Origin of the sequence: Pseudomonas sp. RIT-PI-q (assembly GCF_001297125.1) — a bacterium.
Classification (GTDB): Bacteria; Pseudomonadota; Gammaproteobacteria; order Pseudomonadales; family Pseudomonadaceae; genus Aquipseudomonas.
The window spans coordinates 170,124-194,178 of sequence record NZ_LHPC01000044.1 but is presented as its reverse complement, the minus strand read 5'-3'; the positions used below and the strand labels follow the sequence as shown (position 1 = coordinate 194,178).

Sequence of the window (24,055 nt, the reverse complement as noted above, 5' to 3'; positions counted from 1 at the left end):
ATATTCTAAGGAATATCCGGACTTTTGCAAATGTCTTTTTCCGACGGTCTTTCGGCCGCCATCAAGATTTGCTATAGAGCCGTCGTTGAAAACGGCCAGTCAGCTCCCGCCAAGTGCGGGTTTGCTGGAGATCCCACTTCCGTGTGGGGCAGCACAAGGGCAAGCCCTTGCGCGAAATCTTTACATCTTAGGCATGCCGCCGCCGGGCAACATACCGCCCATGCCGCGCATCATTTTGGCCATTCCGCCTTTCGCGGAGAATTTCTTCATCATCTTCTGCATCTGCTTGTGCTGCTTGATCAAGCGACCGATGTCCTGCACCTGAGTGCCCGAACCCATGGCGATCCGGCGTTTGCGCGAACCGCTGATCATCTCAGGGTCGCGGCGCTCGGCCGGGGTCATGGAATTGATGATGGCTTCCATCTGCTTGAATTGTTTCTCTGCCGCGTTCTGGGCATTGCCCATCTGCGCCAGGTTCACACCGCCCATGTTCGGCAGTTTGTCCATGAGGCCGCCAAGGCCGCCCATGTTTTTCATCTGTTGCAGCTGATCGCGGAAGTCTTCGAGGTCGAAGCCCTTGCCCTTCTTCAGCTTCTTGGCCAGTTTGTCGGCCTTGTCTTTGTCGAGGGTCTGTTCGGCCTGCTCGATCAGGCTGAGCACGTCGCCCATACCGAGGATGCGCGAAGCAATACGCTCAGGGTGGAACGGTTCGAGCGCTTCGCTCTTCTCGCCCATACCGATGAACTTGATCGGCTTGCCGGTGATGGCACGCACCGACAGGGCGGCACCGCCACGGGCGTCGCCGTCGACCTTGGTCAGGATCACACCGGTCAGCGGCAGCGCATCACCGAAGGCCTTGGCCGTGTTGGCGGCGTCCTGGCCGGTCATGGCGTCGACCACGAACAGCGTTTCGACCGGGTTGATCGCGGCGTGCAACGCCTTGATCTCGCCCATCATCTCTTCATCGATGTGCAGGCGACCGGCGGTATCGACGATGACCACGTCGATGAATTTGAGTTTTGCTTCTTTAATAGCCGCTTGCGCGATGTCGACCGGTTTCTGGCTCAGGTCTGACGGGAAGAAGGTAACACCGACTTCACCCGCGAGCATTTCCAGCTGCTTGATCGCCGCCGGACGGTAAACGTCCGCGGACACGACCATGACCGATTTCTTCTTGCGCTCTTTAAGGAAGCGCGCAAGTTTGCCGGCGGTGGTGGTTTTACCAGCCCCCTGCAAACCGGCCATCAGCACGACGGCAGGCGGAACGGCACTCAGGTTCAAATCTTCGTTGGCCGCGCCCATCAGGCTTTCGAGTTCGGCCTGGACGATCTTCACGAAGGCCTGGCCCGGCGTCAGGCTGCGCGACACCTCGGTGCCGACGGCGCGTTCCTTGACCGAATTGACGAAGTCCTTGACCACCGGCAGGGCGACGTCGGCTTCGAGCAACGCCATGCGCACTTCACGCAGGGTGTCTTTGATGTTGTCCTCGGTCAGCTTGGCCTTGCCGGTGACATGGCGCAGCGTCTGCGAGAGACGGTCGGTTAAGTTTTCAAACATGCGCGATCCTTTCAGGCCCTATGTAGACCGAGGTAATGGCGGCCCAGACCGTGATAAACATGTGCTCGGCGAGCCTGCGGCGTGGGCAGGTCGCGGATTATAGCGAAGACTGCGCCCGGCGGACACCTCGCCGTCAGGTTGCATGGTCTTTCGTGCACTGTGGGTTCTATGCCAAACTCAGCGCCTTTCGGGCTTGCCTAACAGGATTTATGCTCCCCTTGTCACCCAGCTTGCTTACTACCCTCGCCGCCGCCTGCTTATATGCCGCTGCGACTCTCTATCAGGGCACTCGTCTGGCCACCGGCGCCAAGGCGAACAAGCGCCTGCTGGTCACGCTCGGCGTACTGGCCGTGCTGGCTCATAGCGCCAGCCTGTTCACCCATCTGCTGACGCCGATCGGTCTGGGCCTGGACTTTTTCAGCGCTGCCAGCCTGATCGCTGCCGCGGTCATTGCCTTGACCCTGCTGGCCTGCTCGCGGATCCCGGTGGAAAACCTGCTTGTATTGCTGTTCCCGCTGGGGGCTGCGACCGTGTTGCTGGCACAGTTCGCCCCCGCCGGAACCGTGCAGATCATCGACGAAGAACCAGGCATTCTCGCCCACATCCTGCTGTCAATCCTCGCCTACGGCATGTTTACCATCGCGGTGTTCCAGGCTTTGCTGCTGCTGGTTCAAGACCATCAACTCAAGCACAAACACCCCTCCGGGCTGATCAAGAACTTCCCGCCGCTGCAAACCATGGAAAGCCTGCTGTTCGGTTTCCTTTGGGCTGGCTGGACCCTGCTGTCGCTGTCGTTGATTTCGGGATGGTTGTTCGTCGACAACCTGTTCGCCCAGCACCTGGTGCACAAAACCTTGCTGGCCTGCCTGGCCTGGATTGTCTTCAGCGTGCTGCTCTGGGGCCGTAACCGCCTCGGCTGGCGCGGACACAAGGCGATTCGCTGGACCCTCGCCGGTTTCTGCCTGCTGATGCTTGCGTATTTCGGCAGCAAACTGGTTCGCGAATACATCCTGCACATCTGACGGGCGGCATTAATGGACGACTTGCCCATAGGGCCGATGTTCGCAGTCATGGCCCTGCTGATTTTATGGTCGGGGCTGTTTACCGCCATCGAAGCGGCGCAACAGCACTTGCTGGCTCAACGCACCGCTTCGCGCTCAAGCGACAAACCGGTGGCGAAGCTGAGTTTTCCGCTCAACAGCCTGATCCTCTGCAATACCCTGTGCCGCGCCCTGGTAGTAGTCATCAGCACCTTGCTGGCGATTTTTACCTGGGCTGAAAACGGTCCATGGGTCGCTTGCATCGGGGCTGGCGCCATTCTGCTGGTGTTCGCCGACTACCTGCCGCGCACCCTTGCCGTGCGTTATCCGGATGCGATTCTAGCCTTGGGCAACACCTTGCTCCGCGCGCCACTGAAAATCCTCTACCCCGCCGCCTGGGTGCTCAATGGCATCAGCCAGTTGCTGATGCGACCATTCGCCCGTAAAGCCAAAGTGGTGCAGCAGAGCGAAGACGAGGCACCGACAGATCGACACGACGATCACGAGCAAGCCACTCGCCGCCCTCACCCGCTGTCGGGCATCCACGCGCTGGACAACATTACGGTCAATGACATTCTGGTGCCGCGCAGTGATGTCGACGGGATCAACCTCGACGACTCCCTTTCAGAGATCATCGAACAACTGCGCCACAACAAACGCACGCGCCTGCCGGTGTTCCACAGCGACATCAACCAGGTCGAAGCGGTGCTCAACACCCGGCAGATCCGCCACTTGCTGGCCGATGGGAGCCTGACCCTGGAAGCCTTGCTGGCTGCCAGTCACGAACCCTACTTCGTGCCCGAAAGCACGCCGTTGCAGCTGCAATTGCTGAATTTCCACAAGCAGCAGCGACGCCTGGGCATGGTGGTCGACGAGTACGGCGAAGTGCTTGGCATCGTGACCCTGGAAGACATTCTCGAAGAAATCGTCGGCGAGTTCGAAAGCCAGCACAGCCTGGATAACCCGCATATCCATCCGCAGGCCGACGGGCGCCTGGTGATCGATGGCGCCGCATCCATACGCGACCTGAACAAAAGTCTCGGCTGGCACCTGCCCAGCGATGGCCCGAAAACCCTCAACGGCCTGGTGACCGAGGCGCTGGAAACCATTCCGGAAAGCGCGGTATGCCTGAAGATCGGCCGTTATCGGCTGGAGATTCTGGAGACCGAAGACAATCGGGTCACCCGGGTGTTGATCTGGCATACGGCGACAGCGCCCACAGTCGCCTGATTACACGATTGCGTAGGAGCCAGGCTTGCCGGCGAAGGCGTTCTTGAGGCCGCTTTCGCCGGCAAGCCTGGCTCCTACAAAAAGCACCATTTCCCGTGGCATAATCCGACCGCTTACCCAAGCCCCGCCACATCCAGTGCTACCCGCACTCTGCGTTAAACCCACATCCCTGGGTATTCGACCATAATAAATCGCTCAAACGGGCACATGACTGTCAGGGATAACTGCATGACGACCAGCACGATCTATACCGAAACCACGCCTGCGCAACCGACGAACTCCGCCACGCGCGTGGCCACCGCGAGCTTCATCGGCACCGCCATCGAGTTTTACGATTTCTACGTCTACGCCACTGCGGCAGCGCTGGTGATCGGTCCGGTGTTCTTTCCGCAGACCTCCGGCACTGCGCAGATGCTGTCGGCGTTCCTTACGTTCGGCATCGCCTTCCTCGCCCGCCCGCTGGGCTCGGCGCTGTTCGGCCACTTCGGTGACCGGATCGGCCGCAAGTCGACCCTGGTTGCTTCTCTATTATTGATGGGCGTGTGCACCACGCTGATCGGCGTGCTGCCGGGTTACGACAGCATCGGGGCCTGGGCGCCGATCCTGCTCTGCGTACTGCGTTTCGGCCAGGGTCTGGGGCTGGGCGGCGAATGGGGCGGCGCGGCGTTGCTGGCGACGGAGAATGCGCCCAAGGGCAAACGCGCCTGGTTCGGCATGTTTCCGCAGCTTGGCCCTTCGATCGGTTTTCTCGCGGCCAACGGCCTGTTCCTGACCCTGGCGATGACACTGGATGACGAACAGTTTCGCTCGTGGGGCTGGCGGATACCGTTCCTGCTCAGTGCCGCGCTGGTGATGGTGGGCCTGTACGTGCGCCTCAAGCTCCACGAAACCCCGGTGTTCGCCAACGCCATGGCTCGCCAGGAACGGGTGAAAATCCCGCTGGTCGAGCTCTTCAGCCAATACTGGGCGCCGATGTTGCTGGGGGCTGGCTCGATGGTGGTGTGCTACGCACTGTTCTACATCTCGACCGTGTTTTCGCTGAGCTATGGCGTATCCACACTCGGCTACACTCGCGAAACATTCCTCGCACTGCTGTGCTTCGCCGTACTGTTCATGGCCGCCGCGACACCACTCTCAGCCTGGGCCAGCGACCGTTACGGGCGTAAACCGGTACTGATTATCGGCGGGGTGCTGGCGATTCTGTCCGGGTTCCTGATGGAACCGCTGCTGACCCAGGGCTCGACCTGGGGCGTGGCACTGTTTCTGTGCATCGAACTGTTTCTGATGGGCGTCACGTTTGCGCCGATGGGCGCGCTGTTGCCGGAGCTGTTTCCGACCCACGTTCGCTATACCGGCGCATCGGCGGCGTACAACCTGGGCGGCATTGTCGGCGCCTCGGCGGCGCCGTTCTTTGCGCAGAAACTGGTGGCGATGGGTGGATTGAGTTATGTCGGCGGGTATGTGTCAGGGGCGGCGGTGCTGGGTTTGATCGCGGTGCTGTGTTTGAAGGAAACGCGTCATAACGATTTGAATCGGGTGGCCTGATAGATTGCCTTCGCGGGCAAGCCCGCTCCCACAGGTTATCGGTCGTACCACAACATTGTGATCGACATCAGCCCTGTGGGAGCCGGGCTTGCCCGCGATGACGTCCTTACAGACAAAAATCGCCCTGCAACCGAACACAAATTTCGCCCACCCGTTGTCACCTCGCTCTACGCGCATCGGAACATCCCCGCTATACTTGCCGGCTTTTCCTGAATAAATGCCAATAGGGTCCCGCCGCGCATGGATAAGACCTACCAGCCGCACGCCATTGAAACTTCCTGGTACAACACCTGGGAGTCAGAGAATTACTTCGCCCCGCAAGGCGCGGGCGAGTCCTACACCATCATGATCCCGCCGCCGAACGTCACCGGCAGCCTGCACATGGGTCACGGCTTCAACAACGCGATCATGGACGCCCTGATCCGTTTCCGCCGCATGCAGGGTCGCAACACCCTGTGGCAGCCGGGCACCGACCACGCCGGTATCGCCACGCAAATGCTGGTGGAACGCCAACTCGAAGCCCAGGGCCAGAGTCGTCACGACCTCGGTCGTGAGAAATTCCTCGAGAAAGTCTGGGAGTGGAAGGATCAGTCCGGTGGCAACATCAGCCGTCAGATCCGCCGCCTCGGCTCGTCCGTCGACTGGAGCCGCGAGCGCTTCACCATGGACGACGGCCTCTCGGAAGCCGTTAAAGAAGCGTTCGTGCGCCTGCACGAAGACGGCCTGATCTATCGCGGCAAGCGCCTGGTCAACTGGGACACCAAGTTGCACACGGCGATTTCCGACCTCGAAGTGGAAAACCACGACGAAAAAGGTTTCCTGTGGAACCTCAAGTACCCGCTGGCCGACGGCGTGAAGACCGCTGAAGGCAACGATTTCCTGATCGTCGCGACCACTCGCCCGGAAACCATGCTCGGCGACGCCGCCGTTGCGGTTAACCCGAACGATGAACGCTACAAAGCCCTGATCGGCAAATTTGTCGAGCTGCCGCTGGTCGGCCGCCGCATCCCGATCATCGCCGACGATTACTGCGACCCTGAATTCGGCACCGGCTGCGTGAAAATCACCCCGGCCCACGATTTCAACGACTACGAAGTCGGCAAGCGCCACAACCTGCCGCTGCTGAACATCTTCGACAAGAACGCCGCCGTACTGCCGGCCTGCCAGGTGTTCAACCTCGACGGCACGCTGAACGAAAGCATCGACGGCAAGATCCCGGCCGAATACGCCGGTCTGGACCGCTTCGAAGCGCGCAAGCAGATCGTCGCGGCATTCGATGCTGCCGGCCTGTTGGTCAGCGTCAACGATCACGCCCTGAAAGTGCCGAAAGGCGACCGCTCCGGGACCATCATCGAGCCGTGGCTGACCGACCAGTGGTACGTGTCGACCAAGCCGTTGGCCGAGCCCGCCATCGCCGCCGTTGAAGACGGTCGCATCGCGTTCGTGCCGAAACAGTACGAAAACATGTACTTCTCGTGGATGCGCGACATCCAGGATTGGTGCATCAGCCGTCAGTTGTGGTGGGGCCACCGGATTCCGGCCTGGTACGACGAGTCGGGCAAAGTCTACGTCGGTCGCGCCGAACCCGAAGTGCGTGCCAAGCACACCCTCGGCCCGGACGTTGCGCTGCAACAGGACAACGACGTTCTCGACACCTGGTTCAGTTCGGGCCTGTGGACCTTCTCCACCCTGGGCTGGCCAGAGCAGACCGAATTCCTCAAGAAATTCCACTCCACCGACGTCTTGGTGACCGGTTTCGACATCATTTTCTTCTGGGTTGCCCGGATGATCATGCTCACCATGCATTTGGTGAAGAACGAAGACGGCACGCCGCAGGTTCCGTTCAAGACCGTTTATGTGCACGGCCTGGTGCGTGATGGCCAAGGCCAGAAGATGTCAAAGTCCAAGGGCAACGTCCTGGACCCGCTGGACATCATCGACGGTATCGAGCTCGAAGAGCTGGTGCAGAAACGCACCTCCGGCATGATGCAGCCGAAACTGGCGAAGAAGATCGAGAAGCAGACCCGCGACGAGTTCGCCGAGGGCATCGCCAGCTACGGCACCGACGCCCTGCGCTTCACCTTCTGCTCGCTGGCCTCCACTGGTCGCGACATCAAGTTCGACATGGGTCGCGTCGAAGGCTATCGCAACTTCTGCAACAAAATCTGGAACGCCGCGCGCTATGTTCTGGACAAGGGCGAAGACTGCGGCCAGAACGGCGAAGCCTACGAACTGTCCCTGGCGGATCGCTGGATCATCTCGCAGCTGCAGCGCACCGAAGCCGAAGTGACTCGTCAACTCGACCAGTTCCGCTTCGACCTGGCCGCACAAGCCTTGTACGAGTTCATCTGGAACCAATATTGCGACTGGTATCTGGAACTCTCCAAGCCTGTGCTGTGGGACGAAAATGCGCCGGTCGAACGTCAGCGCGGCACCCGCCGTACGCTGGTTCGGGTGCTGGAAGTCGCGCTGCGCCTGGCGCACCCGTTCATGCCGTTCATCACCGAAGAAATCTGGCAGCGCGTCGCGCCGCTGGCCGGAATCGAAGGCAAGACGATCATGCTGCAACCTTGGCCAGTGGCCAATGAAGAGCGCTTCGATCCGGCTGCCGAAGACGACATCGAATGGCTCAAGGAACTGATGCTCGGCACGCGCAACATCCGTGGCGAAATGAACATCGGTCCAGGCAAGCCGCTGAACCTGTTCCTGAAAAACGTCAGCGCCGAAGATCAGCGCCGCCTCACCGAGAATGAAGCGCTGCTGAAGAAACTGGCGCGTCTGGAATCGATCACCGTATTGGCTGCCGGCGAAGAAGCACCGCTGTCCGCCACCGCATTGGTGGGCGAGATGGAAGTGCTGGTGCCGATGGCCGGTCTGATCGACAAAGACGCTGAGCTGGCGCGCCTGGACAAGGAAATCCTGCGCTTGCAGGGCGAAGTTCAGCGGGTTGGCGGCAAGCTGTCCAACGCCGGTTTCGTCGACAAGGCCCCTAGCGACGTCATCGAGAAAGAACGCGCCAAACTGGCTGAAGCTGAACAGGCTTTGGGCAAGCTGGCCGAGCAACATGCGCGGATTGCCAGCCTGTAACGGCAACTCGTGATGAAAAAGGGAGGCCTGCAATGGCCTCCCTTTTTTGTGCCCGCCCCTTTCCCCCCAAAACACCACAAATCCCTGTGGGAGCGGGCTTGCCCGCGATGGCGTCCTTGCAGCCACATCAATGATGAATGTGATGTCCTCATCGCGGGCAAGCCCGCTCCCACAGGGAACAGCGGCGAACTTTACAATTGGGTTCACAACGGCTGGATGGGTGACAATACCCGCCACTTTTAGCCATACCCGAATCGACCACGCCCATGAACGCCCCCCGCACACCCCGCCCTGCGCGCAAGAAGCCTGACTCCGCCACCCCGGCCAAAGCCGTGGAACCGCGCGAGAAGGCCAGCCTGCACCCGCGCAATCGCCATCAGGGTCGCTACGACTTCCCGGCGCTGATCAAAACCACGCCGGAACTGGCGAAGTTCGTGATCATCAACCCGTATGGCAAGGAAAGCATCGACTTCGCCAGCCCGGACGCGGTGCGGGTGTTCAACCGGGCGCTGCTCAAGTCGTTCTACGGCATCGCCCATTGGGACATTCCCGCCGACTATCTGTGCCCACCGGTTCCGGGCCGTGCCGATTACGTGCACTTCCTGGCCGACCTGTTGGCCAGCGTCAACGACGGCGAGATCCCGCGCGGCGCGCCGGTCAAGGTGCTCGATATCGGCATGGGTGCCAACTGCGTCTATCCATTGATCGGCTACAGCGACTACCGCTGGCACTTCCTCGGCTCGGAAATCGACCCGACGGCCGTTGCCGCCGCGAAAGCTATCGTGCAGTCCAACGGGTTGAACAAAGCCATCCAGTTGCGTCAGCAAAGCAATCCCAAGCACATTCTGTTGGGCCTGCTCGAACCCGGCGAACGTTTTGACCTGACCATGTGCAACCCGCCGTTCCACGCCTCGATGGACGAAGCGACCAAGGGCAGCGAGCGTAAATGGCGCGCCCTGGGCCGCGCCGACCCGAAACGTAAACTGCCGGTGCTGAACTTTGGCGGTCAATCGGCCGAACTGTGGTGCGAAGGTGGCGAAGCACGCTTTGTGACGCAACTGATTGCCGAGAGCGCGCATTTCCAGCACAAAGTGCTTTGGTTCAGCACCCTGGTGTCGAAAGCCTCGAACCTGCCGGTGATCCAGACCGCGCTGAAAAAGGCCGGCGTACTGGAAAGCCAGGTGGTGGAAATGTCCCAGGGGCAGAAACAAAGCCGCTTCGTTGCCTGGACTTTCCAGACCAAATCCGAGCAGCAGGTATGGCGTCAACGCTGGGTAAAAAAAAGCTGATTCAGCCTGACAATTCAAATTTTTGAGCGCTGAAATCCCTGTGGGAGCGGGCTTGCCCGCGAAAGCGATGTGTCAGATGACAAGGAAGGCGACTGACACACCGTCATCGCGGGCAAGCCCGCTCCCACAAGGATCTGTAATGTCTTGAAAAAAAATCAGACACAAAAAAACCGTGCCCGGATTGCTCCGGAGCACGGTTTTTTTTAACAAGTCTTACTTGTTAACAGCGTCGGTCAGGCCTTTGGCCACAACCAGCTTGATAACTTTCTTGGCAGCGATTTCGATGGCAGCGCCAGTCGAAGGGTTACGGCCGGTACGGGCAGGACGCTCAGTCACTTTCAGTTTGCCGATACCTGGCAGAGTGATTTCGCCGCCGTTTTCCAGCTGATCGGCAACGATTTGGCCCAGTTGGTCCAGAGCGTTACGCGCGGTGGTTTTTGGCGCGTCGATAGCTTCAGCGATGTCGGCGATCAGTTGGTCTTTAGTAAGAGCCATGTAGTGTTCCTTCCCTATCAAATTCATATGGATTGCAGAGTGCAGTGTCAGCCATCGAGCCCGATCTTCTGGATCTGGCACCCTCGGCCAATAACCACGGGATCGGGGTTATAGATACCGAAATCCGGGTTTGGTTCGACCTGACAGATGCTGAATGCACGCTTAACGCAGTGACTTCGCGTAAGACGGGGCAAAACTAGCACAGAGACGGGGAAATATCCGCCTCTAGCTACCCATTTGGTCAGCTTTATTGCTCTAAACCGGTAAAAAACTGCATAAGCACCGGCGGTCGGCTGCGAATTGCCCTTCGCGCCGCGCCAAAACCAGTGGTTGCGGGACACTGAGCGCTTTTTCGGGGAGCACGCCCTCCTCTCTTCAATCAGCCGAGAAGCCCATGCCGATCCGTCATTGCATCGTCCACCTGATCGACAAAAAACCCGACGGCACACCCGCAGTTCTCCATGCCCGCGACTCTGAACTTGCCGAGTCCAGCGCCATCGAGAACATGCTTGCCGACCTCAACGAAAGCTACAACGCCAAACAAGGCAAGGCCTGGGGTTTCTTCCATGCCGAGTCCGGGGCGCATCCGTTCAGCGGCTGGCTGAAGGAATACTTCGAGGGCGGCAAGGATTTCACCGCGTTCAGCCGCGTGGCGGTGGAACACCTGCAAAAGCTGATGGAAGAGTCGAACCTCTCTGTGGGCGGCCACGTGCTGTTTGCGCATTATCAGCAGGGCATGACGGATTACCTGGCCATCGCGCTCCTGCACCACAGTGAAGGCGTTGCAGTGACCGAACAGCTGGACGTGACCCCGTCCCGGCACCTGGACCTGGGCCAGTTGCACCTGGCGGCGCGGATCAACGTTTCCGAGTGGCAGAACAACAAGCAGTCCAAGCAGTACATTTCGTTCATCAAAGGCAAGAACGGCAAAAAGGTTTCGGAGTATTTCCGCGACTTCATCGGTTGCCAGGAAGGCGTCGACGGCCCGGGCGAAACCCGCACCTTGCTCAAGGCCTTCAGCGACTTCGTTGAAAGCGAAGATTTGCCGGAAGAGTCCGCCCGCGAGAAAACCAAGACCCTGGTCGATTACGCCAGCAGCCAGGCCAAGCTCGGCGAACCCATGGGCCTGGAAGAACTCTCGGAACTGATCGACGAAGAACGCCCGAAAGCCTTCTACGATCACATCCGCAACAAGGACTACGGCCTGTCGCCCGAGATTCCGGCGGATAAACGCACCCTGAACCAGTTCCGCCGCTTCACCGGTCGCGCCGAGGGCTTGTCCATCAGCTTCGAAGCGCACCTGTTGGGTTCGAAGATCGAGTACGACGAAGAAGCCGGCACGCTGATCATCAAAGGCCTGCCGACGCAGTTGACCGACCAGCTCAAGCGACGCAACTGATGTTGGCCGGCGTGCTGAAGAAATTCCTGCTGATCCTGCTGGTGGTCGTGGTCTATCAGAATTGGGGCAAGATCGAGCGAGTGTTCAACCCCTCCCAAGTGGTGTCGGAGCAGACCCAGGCCCAGGCCAATGTTGTGCTCTACGCCACCGAATGGTGTGGTTACTGCAAACTGACCCGGCGCTTTCTCGACCAGAAAGGCATTCCGTACAAGGAATTCGATATCGAGAAAGATGCCGAGGCACGCAAGGCCTATGAAGCGTTGGGCGGTGGCGGGATCCCGATCATTGATGTGAACGGGACGCTGATCCGCGGGTATGACCCGGACGCGATACTCGCCGCCCTGAATTAACCCTGTAGGAGCGAGGCTTGCCCGCGAAGAACGATGACGCGGTGTAATAGCTAGACCGCATCATCGTTCTTCGCGGGCAAGTCGGATCGCCGCACCGCTCGCTCCTACGGGGTTCAGCGTTTTTCGATACGAAATCCAAACCGCGGGAAGTGCACATGCACCACACCGCCACGCTCGTCTTCGCGACGCAGAATCAGTTCTTCGCTGCCGGCAAATAGCAATTCCCCGGCCACCGGATCAACGCCGTAATCGGTCGCAGCGATCACCACCTGCTGGCCTGCCTCAAATCCATTCGGCTCATCGAACTGTTCGTCCGGCAGCGCTGCGGGCGTGGAGTTGCGTGCAACAGCCAGCGCCTCTTGCGACGTCATTTCGCTCGGCGCCCCATGACCGAAACCCAGAACCCGCGCCAACCAGGCCGACACCGCTGGATAGTTATCCACAAGCGGTGAGGTCACGGGTGTCGCCTTCAAAAACCACAATGGATGCGCCAGGGCAAAGTCGGCAATCGACGGCTCGCCGAACAGGAAGTCGCCCTGCTCGCGCAGAAGCTGCTGCTCCAGTCGAGCCATGATCGTCGGCCATTGGTGCCGGGCCTGCTCGGCCGACAACCGAGTGGCGCTACCACCACTGAACAACGCGGCACGATCGGCGAGGAACGCCTTGATCGCTTCCGGCGGTAAATGGCCGAAGCGCACGGCGATCGATTCCGGCTGAAACACCAGGCTGACCGCATGCTGGAACACCACCGAATCGGCCCAGGCAGCGAAGGTCGCGGCGATCATTTCCTGACCTTCCGGGAAGAATGCCGGCAAGGCTTTTTCCTGTTCCAGACGGCGGGCGATCAAAGAGGTGTCGCAATAGATATCCGCGCCAACCTGCAACACCGGGGTCTTGCGGTAGCCGCCAGTGAGCGCGGTCAAATCAGGTTTTGGCATCACCGGCGAAATCTTCACCGAGCGCCAGGACAGCCCTTTGAAACCCAGCAGCAAGCGGGCCTTTTCGGCAAAAAGGGACGTCGGGTAATGATGAAGAATCAACTCTGACATGCTCGGCTCCGCCGCACGGATTAGGAATCCGCAGCTTAGCGCGCAATCCGGAGGCAGCCTACAGATCTGCCTGATGGGCACTGATCAATCAGAATGATGACCTGTAGGAGCTGGCTTGCCAGCGATGGACCCAAGAACGCCGCGTCAATCCAGTATAAACGCGTCATCGTTAACGTCTTTCGCAGGCAAGCCAGCTCCTACACAGGCATTCCTTGGCGCTTTTCTTGAGTTTTTTGATCAGTCGCTCCTGGCGCAGCGCTTCGCTTTTGTCGCGACAGACTTCGGTGTAGACCAGTGCCACGGCCGGGCTGGAAAGAAAGAAGCGTGCGCCCTTGCCACTCTGGTGAGTGGCGAAACGACGTACGGGATCATCACTGATCCCGCAATAGAGCGAACCATTGGCCGCGCGAACCAGATAGACGAACCAGGGCTTGCTCACGGGGATATCGGCGTCGACAGAATTTTCGCTAAGGGTGGTCACGTAACGATCAGGACTTGAAAGGAAACAAGCCGCGATCTTATCAGCGACTGGCCTGAAATGCCTTCAGCCCCTTCAAGGCTTGAGCGCGAACGGCGTTTCTCACCAGTGGCGTCCAGCCCAACAGCAGTCCTTTAAAACCCAGCGCCTGTCGGGACCACGTCCAAAGATCGAAACTGTCGTGATGCTCGCAAATCTTGCCGTCACGAAAAACGAAGCGTGCCTGAATGTTGTTGACCACGGTGTTGCCCGTCTGGCTGAACAAGTACGTCGCCACCCAATGAGCGCCGCCGGTGCGTTCATCGCTGCGCACATTATCGAACGACAGGGAAAAATCCTTGGCCCGGGTGGTGAGCATGCGCCACATGTCGCCGGCATCACGGCCGCGCAGTTCGCCGAACGCCGGATCACTGAACACCACATCATCGGTGTAGCAGGCACTCATGGCCTCGGCATCCAGCCGCTGGAAGGCTTGGTAGAACTGGGTGATCAATGCGTTGTGGGCATCACTCATGTGCAGGCTCCCTGGGTTACAAAATCGCTTCGTAAGAGTGCCTGCACGATAGTCAACAAATGCGCGGAACACTATTGGCATTCGCGGGCCGAATACCGCCAGTGCGCGGTTATCAGACCTTTTCGCTTTCTACTTGCACGTACAGCGAACGCCCGGCGCCGAGGCCGGCGATGATTGCGCCCAGACCGATCACGCCGAAGATCCAGCCCAATGCGGTCCAGCCACCGGTCCAGTCATGCACGATACCGACCGCGAACGGCCCCATGGACGCCAGGGTGTAACCGAAGCCCTGGGCCATGCTCGACAGGTTCGCCGCCACATGCGCGTCCCGCGAGCGCAGCACAATCAGGGTCAGCGCCAGGCTGAACGTGCCGCCCTGCCCCAGACCGAGCAGGATCGCCCAGCCCCACAGGCCTTCGAGCGGCGCATAGAGGCAACCGAACAAACCACCGAGGGTCAGGGCCATGACGATCACGATCGCCAGGCGTTGATCCTTGCCGCGCGTCGCCAACCATGGCGCCGCCAGTGAGCTGGCCAGTTGAACGATCACCGAACCCGAAAGCACCAGGCCCGCCTGGGTCGGCGTCAAACCACGACCAATCAGAATCGACGGCAACCAGCCGAACACGATGTACGCCAGGGACGATTGCAGCCCCATGTAAAGCGTTACTTGCCAGGCCAGCGGATCACGCAGCAAACCGCGAACCCGGTAGGCGACATTGTGCGTGGCATGTTTCTGACCGACTTGCGGCAACCAGAAAATCGCCGCAACCAACGCCGGAACCACCCAAAAACCAAGGCCCAGTGCCCAGCTCTTGTCGAAATGCTCGCTCAACGGCACGGTCGCGCCGGCCGCCATCGCCGCGCCCAGACACAGGGCCATGGTGTAGACCCCGGTCATGGTCCCGGCATGTTTGGCAAAGTCGCGTTTGACGATGCCCGGCAGCAAAACGCCGATGACACCAATGCTGGCGCCGGCCAGCACGCTACCGGCAAACAGCCCGATCTCGCCGAACGAACTGCGCAGAATGATCCCGCCGCCCAGGGCCAGAAGAATCCCCAACACCACCCGTTCCGCGCCGAAACGTCGCGCCAGCACAGGCGCCAATGGTGCGAACAAGCCGAGGCAGAGTACCGGCAAGGTCGTCAGCAAACCGGCTTTAGCCGCCGACAAACCGAGGGTTTTCGAGACTTCACTGAGCATCGGCGCCATGCTCGACAGCGCCGGGCGCAGGTTCAGCGCCACCAGAATCAGCCCCAGCAACAACAGCCACGGCCGCCGCAGAATCGGATGGCTTTGCTGCACCTGTTCGTCATCGGCCTCGGCGTCGATCAGCAACTCTTCGAGTTCCGCCGTGCGCTTGGGGGGTGTCAGGTTGCTGTTGTGGCTGGACATGGGGTTCTCGGTTTCAAGGTTCATTGATCAACTGCCTCGACAGGGCTTTGGCCCTTTCCGGGTCGCGTTGCTCGACGGCATCGAGCAGTTCGATGTGCAGGTCGAACACTTCTTGGCGTCGGGGCGTGATGTTCAGGGTTTCGCGCAAATGCGCCCCGACGACGCTGGAGAAATAGCCATACAACTCGCTGAGCGTCGGGTTATGCGCGGCGTCCACCAGACGGCGATGGAACACCAGGTCGCAGGCGATGTAGCTGTCGAGATCACCGTGGTAATGGCTGCCGCTGACACCCAGCGCTTCGCGCAATGCCACCAGGTCTTCATCGGTACGGCGCAGCGCGGCCAGGCCGATGGCCTCGACTTCCAGAATGTGTCGAGTCTCCCGGGCCTGCTCGTGGGAGCAGCGGGACAGCGCCTTCATGGTGTCCAGCGGATCGATGACCGCCCGCAGGTAACTACCATCGCCCTGACGAATTTCGATCAACCCGGAAAACGCCAGAACGCGCATGGCTTCACGCACGGTGTTGCGGCTGATGCCCAGCTCAGCGGATAGCTCGGGTTCGGTGGGCAGGCGCTGACCGACAGTCCAGACACCTTCGGTGATGCGCAGGCGCAACTGTTCAAGGGCCTGATCGACCAGGGAACGTTTAATTAATGGAGAAATGTCTGACATAGGAATCGCCCTTTCATCCAATCATAGGATGAATTTTCTGACATGTTAGTCAGCTTCATGTAGGACGGCAACCGCCTACGGTCAGAGAGAGGGAAATGGAGCGGGATTTTCGATTAGTCAAAATTACCCTTTAAGGGTAATTTCAGGGATAGGTTTAAGAATGGAGAAGAACACACCCCATTACAACCTGATGGTGATCAAGGAAGATGTCAGGAGGCTTGGGAAAAACGCATTTACCACGACCGCACGGAAATACGGCAGAGACCTGGGTTTCACCAGCAAGGAAATGCAGGAAGTCGTTTTCGAATTACACAGCCGGATGTTGTACAAATCGATGACGACCTATAGCGATCATCGGGTTTGGCAAGACGTGTACCACATCACTTCGCACGATCTGGAGATTTACATCAAGGTCACTTATTGCTCAGGCGGTGAACCTCCGGTGATCTCATTCAAGGAGAAAAACCCATGAACACTAAACAATGCTTCAGTTGCGGGGCACCTGAAGGAATGCGGCACTTCGAAGGTCGCGGTGAAACCATGAGCGTGAAAGGAATGGAGCGCCGGATTGATGATTTGTCTGGATGGGAGTGCCAGGCATGCGGGGAAGTCATACTCGACCCCGGCTGCTCGGAGCGCCATTCGGATGCCGGCGACGAGTTGGTCCTCGCTGGCAGAAAGATGATTGGCGACGAGATGAAGCGCATCCGCCGCAAGCTGCATCTGTCGCAAAAAGAAGCGGTTCTGCTGTTGTCCGGAGGCGGACACAACGCATTTTCTCGTTATGAGCGCGGCGAACTGCTTCCACCCAAAGCATTGATGGTGCTGATGCGTTTGCTTGATCGTTACCCGCATTTGCTCGTCGATGCGCGAACCTTGGCCGAAGGCGCAGACTTGAGAGGGTTCAAGGACACCGTTCACAAAGAGCATGAAACACTCACCGTGTCCTGAACAGCAGACATAAGAAACCCGGCGCGAGGCCGGGTTTGTTTTACCTGTCAGCCTGCCATCAATGCAAAATCTGGCTCAGGAACAGCTTCGTCCGCTCATTCTGCGGATTATCAAAGAAGTCGTTCGGCGCCGCCTGTTCGACGATTTCGCCCTTGTCCATGAAGATCACGCGGTTGGCCACGGTACGCGCAAAGCCCATTTCGTGGGTTACGCAGAGCATGGTCATGCCGTCTTCGGCCAGGCCGATCATGGTGTCGAGCACCTCTTTCACCATTTCCGGGTCGAGTGCCGAAGTCGGTTCGTCGAACAGCATGATTTTCGGTTTCATGCACAGGGCACGGGCAATCGCCACACGCTGTTGCTGACCGCCGGACAGTTGCCCCGGGAATTTATGCGCCTGCTCCGGAATGCGTACGCGCTCCAGGTAATGCATGGCGATTTCCTCGGCCTTGCGCTTGGGCATCTTGCGTACCCACATCGGCGCCAGGGTGCAGTTTTGCAGGATGGTCAGGTGCGGGAACAGGTTGAAGTGCTGGAACACCATGCCGACTTCACGACGGATCGCTTCGATCTGCTTGAGATCGTTGGTCAGTTCCACGCCATCGACCACGATGCGGCCCTGCTGGTGTTCTTCCAGGCGGTTGAGGCAACGGATGGTGGTCGATTTGCCGGAACCCGACGGGCCGCACAGGACGATACGCTCGCCCTGTTTAACGTTCAGGTTGATGTCTTTCAACACGTGGAACTGGCCGTACCACTTGTTCACGCCCTGCATCTGAATAATGCCTTCAGGGCTCACAGGCTGTTTGATCGCTTCACTCATAAACTACGCTCCTAACGCTTGTGGCCAGTGTCCAGCTTACGTTCCAAATGCATGGAGTAGCGGGACATACCAAAACAGAAAATCCAGAACACCAGGGCCGCGAACACATAGCCTTCGGTGGCCATGCCCAACCATTTCGGGTCGGCGGCGGCTTGTTTGACGCTGTTGAGCAAGTCGAACAGGCCGATGATGATCACCAGGCTCGTGTCCTTGAACAGCGCAATGAAGGTGTTGACGATGCCAGGGATAACCAGCTTCAAGGCTTGCGGCAGAATCACCAGGCCCATGCTGCGCCAGTAACCGAGACCCATCGCTGCGGCCGCTTCGTACTGACCTTTGGGAATCGCTTGCAGACCGCCACGCACCACTTCAGCCACATAGGCCGACTGGAACAGGATCACGCCGATCAGTGCCCGCAGCAGCTTGTCGAAGTTCATGCCTTCAGGCAGGAACAGCGGCAGCATCACCGAAGACATGAACAGCACCGTGATCAACGGCACGCCGCGCCAGAATTCGATGAAGGTCACGCAGACCACTCGAATCGCCGGCATGTTCGAGCGACGACCCAGTGCCAGGACAATCCCCAGCGGCAACGCACCGGCAATACCGACGGTGGCGATCACCAGGGTCAGCATCAGGCCGCCCCATTGGCTGGTCGCCACCGTGGTCAGACCGAAAAGGCCGCCGTGCAGCAGGAAGTAGGCAATGATCGGGTACAGCACCAGGAAGCTCAGGCCATACACCGCTTTACGGTGAAAGCGCGAGATGAACAGCGGTGCGATGCCGATGACTGCCAGCCACACGGTCAGGTCCACGCGCCAGCGCAGTTCCGGTGGGTAGTAGCCGTACATGAACTGGCCGAAGCGCTGTTGGATGAACACCCAGCAGGCGCCCTCCTTGGTGCAGTCGGCGCGGGTGGTGCCCACCCAGTTGGCGTCCAGGATCGCCCAATGCAGGATCGGCGGAACCACCAGGTAGATCAGGTAGAATGCGAACAGGGTCAACAGGGTGTTGAGCCAGCTGGAGAACATGTTCGCGCGCATCCACGCCACGACACCGATACTGCGGTTCGGGGGTGGCATGTCAGGTTTGAAAGTATGAGTGCTCATGCGCTTTTCCTTACCGCTCGATCAGCGCAATGCGCTTGTTGTACCAGTTCATCAGCAGGGAAATGCTGATACTGATCGCCAGGTACACGCTCATGGTGATCGCAATCACCTCGATCGCCTGCCCGGTCTGGTTCAGCACCGTACCGGCAAACAACGAGACCATTTCCGGGTAACCGATACCGGCCGCCAGCGAGGAGTTTTTCGCCAGGTTCAGGTATTGGCTGGTCAGCGGCGGAATGATCACACGCAGGGCTTGCGGGATGATTACCTTGCGCAGGGTCGGGCCGTTGCGCAGACCCAACGAGTGCGCCGCTTCGGTCTGGCCGTGGCTGACCGACTTGATGCCCGAACGCACGATCTCGGCGATGAACGCCGCGGTGTACACCGTCAGGGCCAGGGTCAGCGCCAGCAGTTCCGGGATCAGCACCCAGCCACCGACGAAGTTGAAGCCTTGCAGCTTGGGCATTTCCCAGTGCAGTGGCGCGCCGAAGATCAAGGCGCACAGCGCCGGGATCACCAGGAACAGCGCCAGGCCCACCCAGAATTTGTGGAACGGCACACCGGTCGCTTCGAAGCGTTTGGTGGCCCAGCGGCTCATCAGCACAATGGCGACAATGGCCACGACGATGCTGACGACAAACGGCCAGAAACCGTCCGCCGTCAACGCGGCCGGCATGTTCAGGCCACGGCTGCTGACGAAGAAAGTGTCGCCGAAGTTGTGGCTGTTGCGTGGCCCCGGCATGGTCAGGAACACCGCGAAGTACCAGAACAGGATTTGCAGCAGCGGCGGAATGTTACGGAAAACCTCTACATACACTGTCGCCAGCTTGGCAATGATCCAGTTCTTCGACAGTCGTGACACACCGACGATGAACCCGAGGATCGTCGCCAGGATCACGCCGATAAAGGTCACCAGCAGCGTATTGAGCAGGCCGATGACAAACACTCGGGCATAGGTGTCCGATTCGGTGTAGTCAATCAGGTGTTGAGCGATGCCGAAACCGGCACTGCGCTCCAGAAAGCTGAAACCGGAAGTAATGCCCCGGTGTTGAAGGTTGGTCTGCGTGTTATCGAACAGATCCCACCCCATCGACACCACCGCCACAATGGTGATGATCTGAAACAGCCACGCACGCACTTTCGGATCGCTAAGGCTGAGCCTCTGCTTTGGTGCGCCGATTGAATTTTGCATGAAGTGCCCCGGAAATAATGGAACAGAACATCACCCGGCGGTTGGCCCACCGGGTGATAGAACCATCAGCGCACTGGTGGTGCGTATTGAATGCCGCCGTTGTTCCACAGAGCGTTCAGCCCGCGGTCAATGGCCAGTGGAGTGCTCTTGCCGAGGTTTTTCTCGAACACTTCACCGTAGTTACCTACTTGCTTGACGATCTGCACGACCCAGTCTTTCTTCACTTTCAGGTCTTTGCCGTATTCACCGTCAGCGCCCAGCAGACGAGCAACGTCCGGGTTCTTGGTGGATTTGGCTTCAGCTTCAACGTTTTTCTGGGTGATACCCATTTCTTCAGCGTTGAGCATGGCGAACAGGGTCCACTTGACGATGCTGAACCACTCTTCGTCGCCTTTACGCACGACCGGGCCCAATGGCTCCTTGGAGATGGTTTCCGGCAGAACGACGTAGTCGGTCGGGGTCGCCAGCTTGCTGCGTTGTGCGTAGAGCTGGGATTTGTCGGAGGTCAGCACGTCGCAACGACCGGATTCCAGCGACTTGGCGCTTTCATCGGAGGTGTCGAAGGTGATCGGGGTGTATTTCAGACCGTTGCCGCGGAAGTAGTCGGAAACGTTCAGCTCGGTAGTCGTACCGGCTTGAATGCAGATGGTGGCGCCGTCGAGCTCTTTAGCGCTTTTTACGCCCAGCTTGTTGTTCACCAGGAAGCCGATGCCGTCGTAGTAAGTCACGCCGGCAAACACCAGGCCCATGCCCGAATCGCGGGAGCTGGTCCAGGTGGTGTTACGCGACAGCACGTCGATTTCGCCGGACTGCAGCGCGGTGAAGCGCTCTTTGGCGTTCAACTGGCTGAACTTGACCTTGGTCGCGTCGCCGAAAACGGCAGCGGCCACAGCGCGGCAGACGTCAGCATCGATACCGATGATCTTGCCGGTAGAGTCCGGAACCGAGAAGCCCGGCAGACCGTCACTTACGCCGCACTGTACGAAACCTTTCTTCTGCACTGCATCCAGGGTTGCACCCGCCTGAGCGAACCCACTGACACCGAGTACTGCGGCTGCAGTCACGATAGCCAGGGTGGATTTCAACATCTTCATTCAAACCTCCAGTTTTGCTCTTGTTGTGTCGGAGCTTGAGTCCTGTCGCACCCTTATGAGGCGTAGTCGACCCGTGTTGGCTTTTTTTAGGGTCAACCGACGTAGGACCTGCGCTATGAGTCTAGTAGGAGAAAATCCACATCATGGACAACTCACTTCTCACCAATCGGCCGAACGGGCTGTAGCCCTTTCACGTTCGCGAAGCCCGTAGCGGCCACTGGCGAACATCCATCACCGGATTCTTTGCTATCCCGTCGCCAGCAGTACACTGATAGTGTTACCGCAAGGCGCGAGATGGGTTGCACCGTTCTCCCATAGCAAAGCCCGTACCACACCGTCCGCAGAAGCGATTCAGCGGCAGGTCAATAGCAAAACTTGTAGCCTTGCGACATCTTCTTAACTGATCAACCAGACACGCACTCAGACCTCGCACTTAATGAGAGCGCGCGCACAAAAATGGAGCAGCCATGACCGAGCCCCTGATACTTCAACCCGTCAAGCCCGCAGACGCCTGCGTTATATGGCTGCACGGCCTCGGCGCTGATCGCTACGACTTTCTCCCGGTGGCCGAAGCGCTGCAGGAAACCCTGCTGAGCACTCGCTTCGTTCTGCCTCAAGCACCGACCCGCGCTGTCACCATTAATGGTGGCTACGAGATGCCGAGCTGGTACGACATATTGGCCATGAGCCCGGCGCGCGCGATCAACCGCGAACAGCTGGAAGTGTCCGCGCAAAGGGTCATTGATTTGATCGAAGAACAGCGAGCCAGCGGAATAGACGCCTCACGGATTTTCCTCGCCGGATTTTCCCAGGGCGGCGCCGTGGTCTTGCATGCCGCTTTCCTTAAATGGCAGGGGCCGTTGGGTGGCGTACTTGCCCTCTCTACTTATGCACCGACCTTCAGCGATGAACTGGAGCTTTCGGCCAGCCAGCAGCGCATTCCCGTGCTGTCTTTACACGGCCAGTACGATGACGTCGTGCAAAACTCCATGGGCCGCACTGCCTACGAGTATTTAAAGCAGCATGGTGTCACCGTGACATGGCAGGAATACCCAATGGGCCATGAAGTGTTACCCGAGGAAATTCGTGATATCGGCGTCTGGCTCGCCGAGCGCTTGCGTTAGCCTTTTGCGTTAAAAAGCGCCCATTGATCATCCCACTACGCCGCGCCCGATTCTTGCATTACACTGGCCGGCGTATATTCCTTAATCAATTGATGAGATGACCGTGCTCAAAGCACTCAAGAAAATGTTCGGTAAAAGCGAGACTGAGCAGCTCGCGCCAGTCTCCAGCGCTCCGTCTCACATCCCCAGCCACCGCACCGACGGTCATCAGCCTGGCCGGACCGCACCCGCAGCGGCACCGAAACACGAGCCAGTGACCACACCGGCCGCCCACCCTGTCGAGATTCTCGCCGCCGAACCACCGCGCAGCGAAGCTCCAAAACCTGCAAAACCGCGTCGCGAACCGAAGCCAAAAGCGCCGGTCATTCCCTGGAAACTCGAAGACTTCGCCGTCGAGCCCCAGGAAGGCAAAACCCGTTTCCACGATTTCAAACTCGCCCCCGAACTGATGCATGCCATCCAGGACCTGGGTTTCCCGTATTGCACGCCGATCCAGGCGCAAGTGCTGGGCTTCACCCTCGCGGGCAAAGACGCCATCGGTCGCGCCCAGACCGGCACCGGCAAAACCGCTGCGTTCCTGATCTCGATCATCACCCAACTGCTGGAAACCCCGCCGCCGAAAGAGCGCTACATGGGTGAGCCGCGGGCGCTGATTATCGCGCCGACCCGTGAATTGGTGGTGCAGATCGCCAAGGACGCCGCCGACCTGACCAAGTACACCGGCCTCAACGTCATGACGTTCGTGGGCGGCATGGACTTCGACAAGCAACTCAAAAACCTCGAAGCCCGTCACTGCGACATCCTCGTGGCCACCCCGGGCCGTCTGCTGGACTTCAACCAGCGCGGCGACGTGCACCTGGACATGGTCGAAGTCATGGTCCTGGACGAAGCCGACCGGATGCTCGACATGGGTTTCATCCCACAAGTGCGTCAGATCATTCGCCAGACGCCGCCGAAGAACGAGCGTCAGACGCTGCTGTTCTCCGCGACCTTCACCGAAGACGTGATGAACCTGGCCAAGCAATGGACCACCGACCCGTCGATCGTCGAGATCGAGTCGCAGAACGTGGCCAGCGAAAACGTCGAGCAGCACATCTACGCCGTAGCCGGTGCCGACAAATACAAACTGCTCTACAACCTGGTCAACGACAACGGTTGGGAGCGGGTGATGGTCTTCGCCAACCGCAAGGATGAAGTGCGGCGCATCGAAGAACGCCTGGTGCGCGATGGTGTCAACGCCGCGCAGCTGTCCGGCGACGTGCCGCAGCACAAGCGCATCAAGACCCTGGAAGGTTTCCGCGAAGGCAAGATCCGCGTGCTGGTCGCCACCGATGTCGCGGGTCGCGGTATCCACATCGATGGCATCAGCCACGTGATCAACTTCACCCTGCCGGAAGTTCCGGACGACTACGTGCACCGCATCGGCCGTACCGGTCGCGCCGGCGCCGATGGCGTGTCCATCAGTTTTGCCGGTGAAGACGACTCCTACCAGCTACCGTCCATCGAGGCGCTGCTGGGTCGCAAGATCAGCTGTGAGACACCACCGACGCATCTGTTGCGGGCGGTTGAGCGCAAGCGTCCATAACGCAGGCGTATTGATAAAGAGGCGCAGCCGGAAACGGACTGCGCTTTTTTTTCGTCTGGTTTTTTCAACAGGAGC

22 protein-coding genes are annotated in these 24,055 nt (G+C 59.3%); 11 read left to right on the top strand and 11 right to left on the bottom strand.

The window, feature by feature from the left end; translation table 11 throughout:
• Positions 1 to 180 precede the first annotated feature (180 nt).
• Complete coding sequence (ffh, locus tag AEQ67_RS23915; RefSeq protein WP_059406271.1) at positions 181 to 1,557, bottom strand: signal recognition particle protein; 1,377 nt, start codon at positions 1,555 to 1,557, stop codon at positions 181 to 183.
• 209 nt (positions 1,558 to 1,766) lie between these two features.
• Here ffh and AEQ67_RS23910 point away from each other — a divergent pair, with 209 nt between their 5' ends.
• The 5 genes from AEQ67_RS23910 to rlmF all read left to right on the top strand — a co-directional run bounded on the left by AEQ67_RS23910 (position 1,767) and on the right by rlmF (position 9,748).
• Positions 1,767 to 2,579: a cytochrome C assembly family protein gene (locus AEQ67_RS23910; protein ID WP_059406270.1), complete on the top strand. Its 813-nt coding sequence runs from the start codon at positions 1,767 to 1,769 to the stop codon at positions 2,577 to 2,579.
• Positions 2,580 to 2,591: 12 nt separating this feature from the next.
• Positions 2,592 to 3,827, top strand: a complete 1,236-nt coding sequence (locus AEQ67_RS23905; protein ID WP_059406269.1) for an HlyC/CorC family transporter — start codon at positions 2,592 to 2,594, stop codon at positions 3,825 to 3,827.
• Positions 3,828 to 4,055: 228 nt separating this feature from the next.
• Positions 4,056 to 5,372: an MFS transporter gene (locus tag AEQ67_RS23900; protein ID WP_059406268.1), complete on the top strand. Its 1,317-nt coding sequence runs from the start codon at positions 4,056 to 4,058 to the stop codon at positions 5,370 to 5,372.
• A 240-nt stretch (positions 5,373 to 5,612) separates the two neighbouring features.
• Positions 5,613 to 8,459 (top strand): valine--tRNA ligase, encoded by a 2,847-nt coding sequence (locus AEQ67_RS23895; protein ID WP_059406267.1) that lies wholly within the window; start codon positions 5,613 to 5,615, stop codon positions 8,457 to 8,459.
• 266 nt (positions 8,460 to 8,725) lie between these two features.
• Positions 8,726 to 9,748, top strand: coding sequence for a 23S rRNA (adenine(1618)-N(6))-methyltransferase RlmF (gene rlmF / locus AEQ67_RS23890; protein WP_059406266.1), 1,023 nt, complete (start codon positions 8,726 to 8,728; stop codon positions 9,746 to 9,748).
• Positions 9,749 to 9,961: 213 nt separating this feature from the next.
• Here the strand turns inward: rlmF and AEQ67_RS23885 are convergent, their stop codons facing one another.
• Positions 9,962 to 10,243, bottom strand: a complete 282-nt coding sequence (locus AEQ67_RS23885; RefSeq protein ID WP_007905514.1) for an HU family DNA-binding protein — start codon at positions 10,241 to 10,243, stop codon at positions 9,962 to 9,964.
• A 394-nt stretch (positions 10,244 to 10,637) separates the two neighbouring features.
• Here AEQ67_RS23885 and yejK point away from each other — a divergent pair, with 394 nt between their 5' ends.
• Positions 10,638 to 11,642: a nucleoid-associated protein YejK gene (gene yejK, locus AEQ67_RS23880; RefSeq protein WP_059406265.1), complete on the top strand. Its 1,005-nt coding sequence runs from the start codon at positions 10,638 to 10,640 to the stop codon at positions 11,640 to 11,642.
• Entirely contained in the window at positions 11,642 to 11,992 is a 351-nt protein-coding gene (locus tag AEQ67_RS23875) for a glutaredoxin family protein (protein ID WP_059406264.1), read from the top strand. Before yejK ends, AEQ67_RS23875 begins: the two co-directional genes overlap by 1 nt.
• A gap of 113 nt (positions 11,993 to 12,105) precedes the next feature.
• On the opposite strand, the gene AEQ67_RS23870 is transcribed toward AEQ67_RS23875, so the two are convergent.
• The 5 genes from AEQ67_RS23870 to AEQ67_RS23850 form a co-directional block, all read right to left on the bottom strand.
• Complete coding sequence (locus AEQ67_RS23870) at positions 12,106 to 13,041, bottom strand: glutathione S-transferase family protein (RefSeq protein ID WP_059406263.1); 936 nt, start codon at positions 13,039 to 13,041, stop codon at positions 12,106 to 12,108.
• Positions 13,042 to 13,210: 169 nt separating this feature from the next.
• On the bottom strand, positions 13,211 to 13,522 hold the full coding sequence (locus tag AEQ67_RS34210; protein WP_082377945.1) for a GIY-YIG nuclease family protein: 312 nt from the start codon (positions 13,520 to 13,522) through the stop codon (positions 13,211 to 13,213).
• Positions 13,523 to 13,562: 40 nt separating this feature from the next.
• The gene (locus tag AEQ67_RS23860) at positions 13,563 to 14,033 is read right to left on the bottom strand and encodes a nuclear transport factor 2 family protein (protein WP_059406261.1); all 471 of its coding nucleotides are present in this window, start codon (positions 14,031 to 14,033) and stop codon (positions 13,563 to 13,565) included.
• 112 nt (positions 14,034 to 14,145) lie between these two features.
• Positions 14,146 to 15,453, bottom strand: a complete 1,308-nt coding sequence (locus tag AEQ67_RS23855) for a CynX/NimT family MFS transporter (RefSeq protein ID WP_059406260.1) — start codon at positions 15,451 to 15,453, stop codon at positions 14,146 to 14,148.
• Positions 15,443 to 16,102, bottom strand: a complete 660-nt coding sequence (locus AEQ67_RS23850) for a FadR/GntR family transcriptional regulator (protein WP_059406259.1) — start codon at positions 16,100 to 16,102, stop codon at positions 15,443 to 15,445. Before AEQ67_RS23850 ends, AEQ67_RS23855 begins: the two co-directional genes overlap by 11 nt.
• A gap of 160 nt (positions 16,103 to 16,262) precedes the next feature.
• Between AEQ67_RS23850 and AEQ67_RS23845 the strand changes: the two genes are divergently transcribed.
• Together AEQ67_RS23845 and AEQ67_RS23840 are read left to right on the top strand one after the other, a co-directional pair.
• Positions 16,263 to 16,574 (top strand): type II toxin-antitoxin system MqsR family toxin, encoded by a 312-nt coding sequence (locus tag AEQ67_RS23845; RefSeq protein WP_059406258.1) that lies wholly within the window; start codon positions 16,263 to 16,265, stop codon positions 16,572 to 16,574.
• Positions 16,571 to 17,053 carry a type II toxin-antitoxin system MqsA family antitoxin gene (locus tag AEQ67_RS23840; RefSeq protein WP_059406257.1) on the top strand — a complete coding sequence of 161 codons (483 nt, stop codon included), beginning with the start codon at positions 16,571 to 16,573 and terminating at the stop codon, positions 17,051 to 17,053. Before AEQ67_RS23845 ends, AEQ67_RS23840 begins: the two co-directional genes overlap by 4 nt.
• A 58-nt stretch (positions 17,054 to 17,111) precedes the next feature.
• On the opposite strand, the gene AEQ67_RS23835 is transcribed toward AEQ67_RS23840, so the two are convergent.
• From AEQ67_RS23835 to AEQ67_RS23820, 4 genes are all read right to left on the bottom strand, one after another.
• Positions 17,112 to 17,876, bottom strand: coding sequence for an amino acid ABC transporter ATP-binding protein (locus AEQ67_RS23835; protein WP_010444394.1), 765 nt, complete (start codon positions 17,874 to 17,876; stop codon positions 17,112 to 17,114).
• An 11-nt stretch (positions 17,877 to 17,887) separates the two neighbouring features.
• Positions 17,888 to 18,985, bottom strand: a complete 1,098-nt coding sequence (locus AEQ67_RS23830) for an amino acid ABC transporter permease (RefSeq protein ID WP_059406256.1) — start codon at positions 18,983 to 18,985, stop codon at positions 17,888 to 17,890.
• Between the two features lie 10 nt (positions 18,986 to 18,995).
• Positions 18,996 to 20,177, bottom strand: a complete 1,182-nt coding sequence (locus tag AEQ67_RS23825) for an amino acid ABC transporter permease (protein ID WP_059406255.1) — start codon at positions 20,175 to 20,177, stop codon at positions 18,996 to 18,998.
• Positions 20,178 to 20,242: 65 nt separating this feature from the next.
• Positions 20,243 to 21,271 (bottom strand): amino acid ABC transporter substrate-binding protein, encoded by a 1,029-nt coding sequence (locus AEQ67_RS23820; protein ID WP_059406254.1) that lies wholly within the window; start codon positions 21,269 to 21,271, stop codon positions 20,243 to 20,245.
• A gap of 467 nt (positions 21,272 to 21,738) precedes the next feature.
• Here AEQ67_RS23820 and AEQ67_RS23815 point away from each other — a divergent pair, with 467 nt between their 5' ends.
• Together AEQ67_RS23815 and rhlB are read left to right on the top strand one after the other, a co-directional pair.
• A complete protein-coding gene (locus tag AEQ67_RS23815; RefSeq protein WP_059406253.1) occupies positions 21,739 to 22,395 on the top strand; it encodes an alpha/beta hydrolase in 657 nt (218 codons plus the stop codon).
• Positions 22,396 to 22,492: 97 nt separating this feature from the next.
• On the top strand, positions 22,493 to 23,980 hold the full coding sequence (gene rhlB / locus AEQ67_RS23810; RefSeq protein ID WP_059406252.1) for an ATP-dependent RNA helicase RhlB: 1,488 nt from the start codon (positions 22,493 to 22,495) through the stop codon (positions 23,978 to 23,980).
• The last annotated feature ends 75 nt before the right edge of the window (positions 23,981 to 24,055 follow it).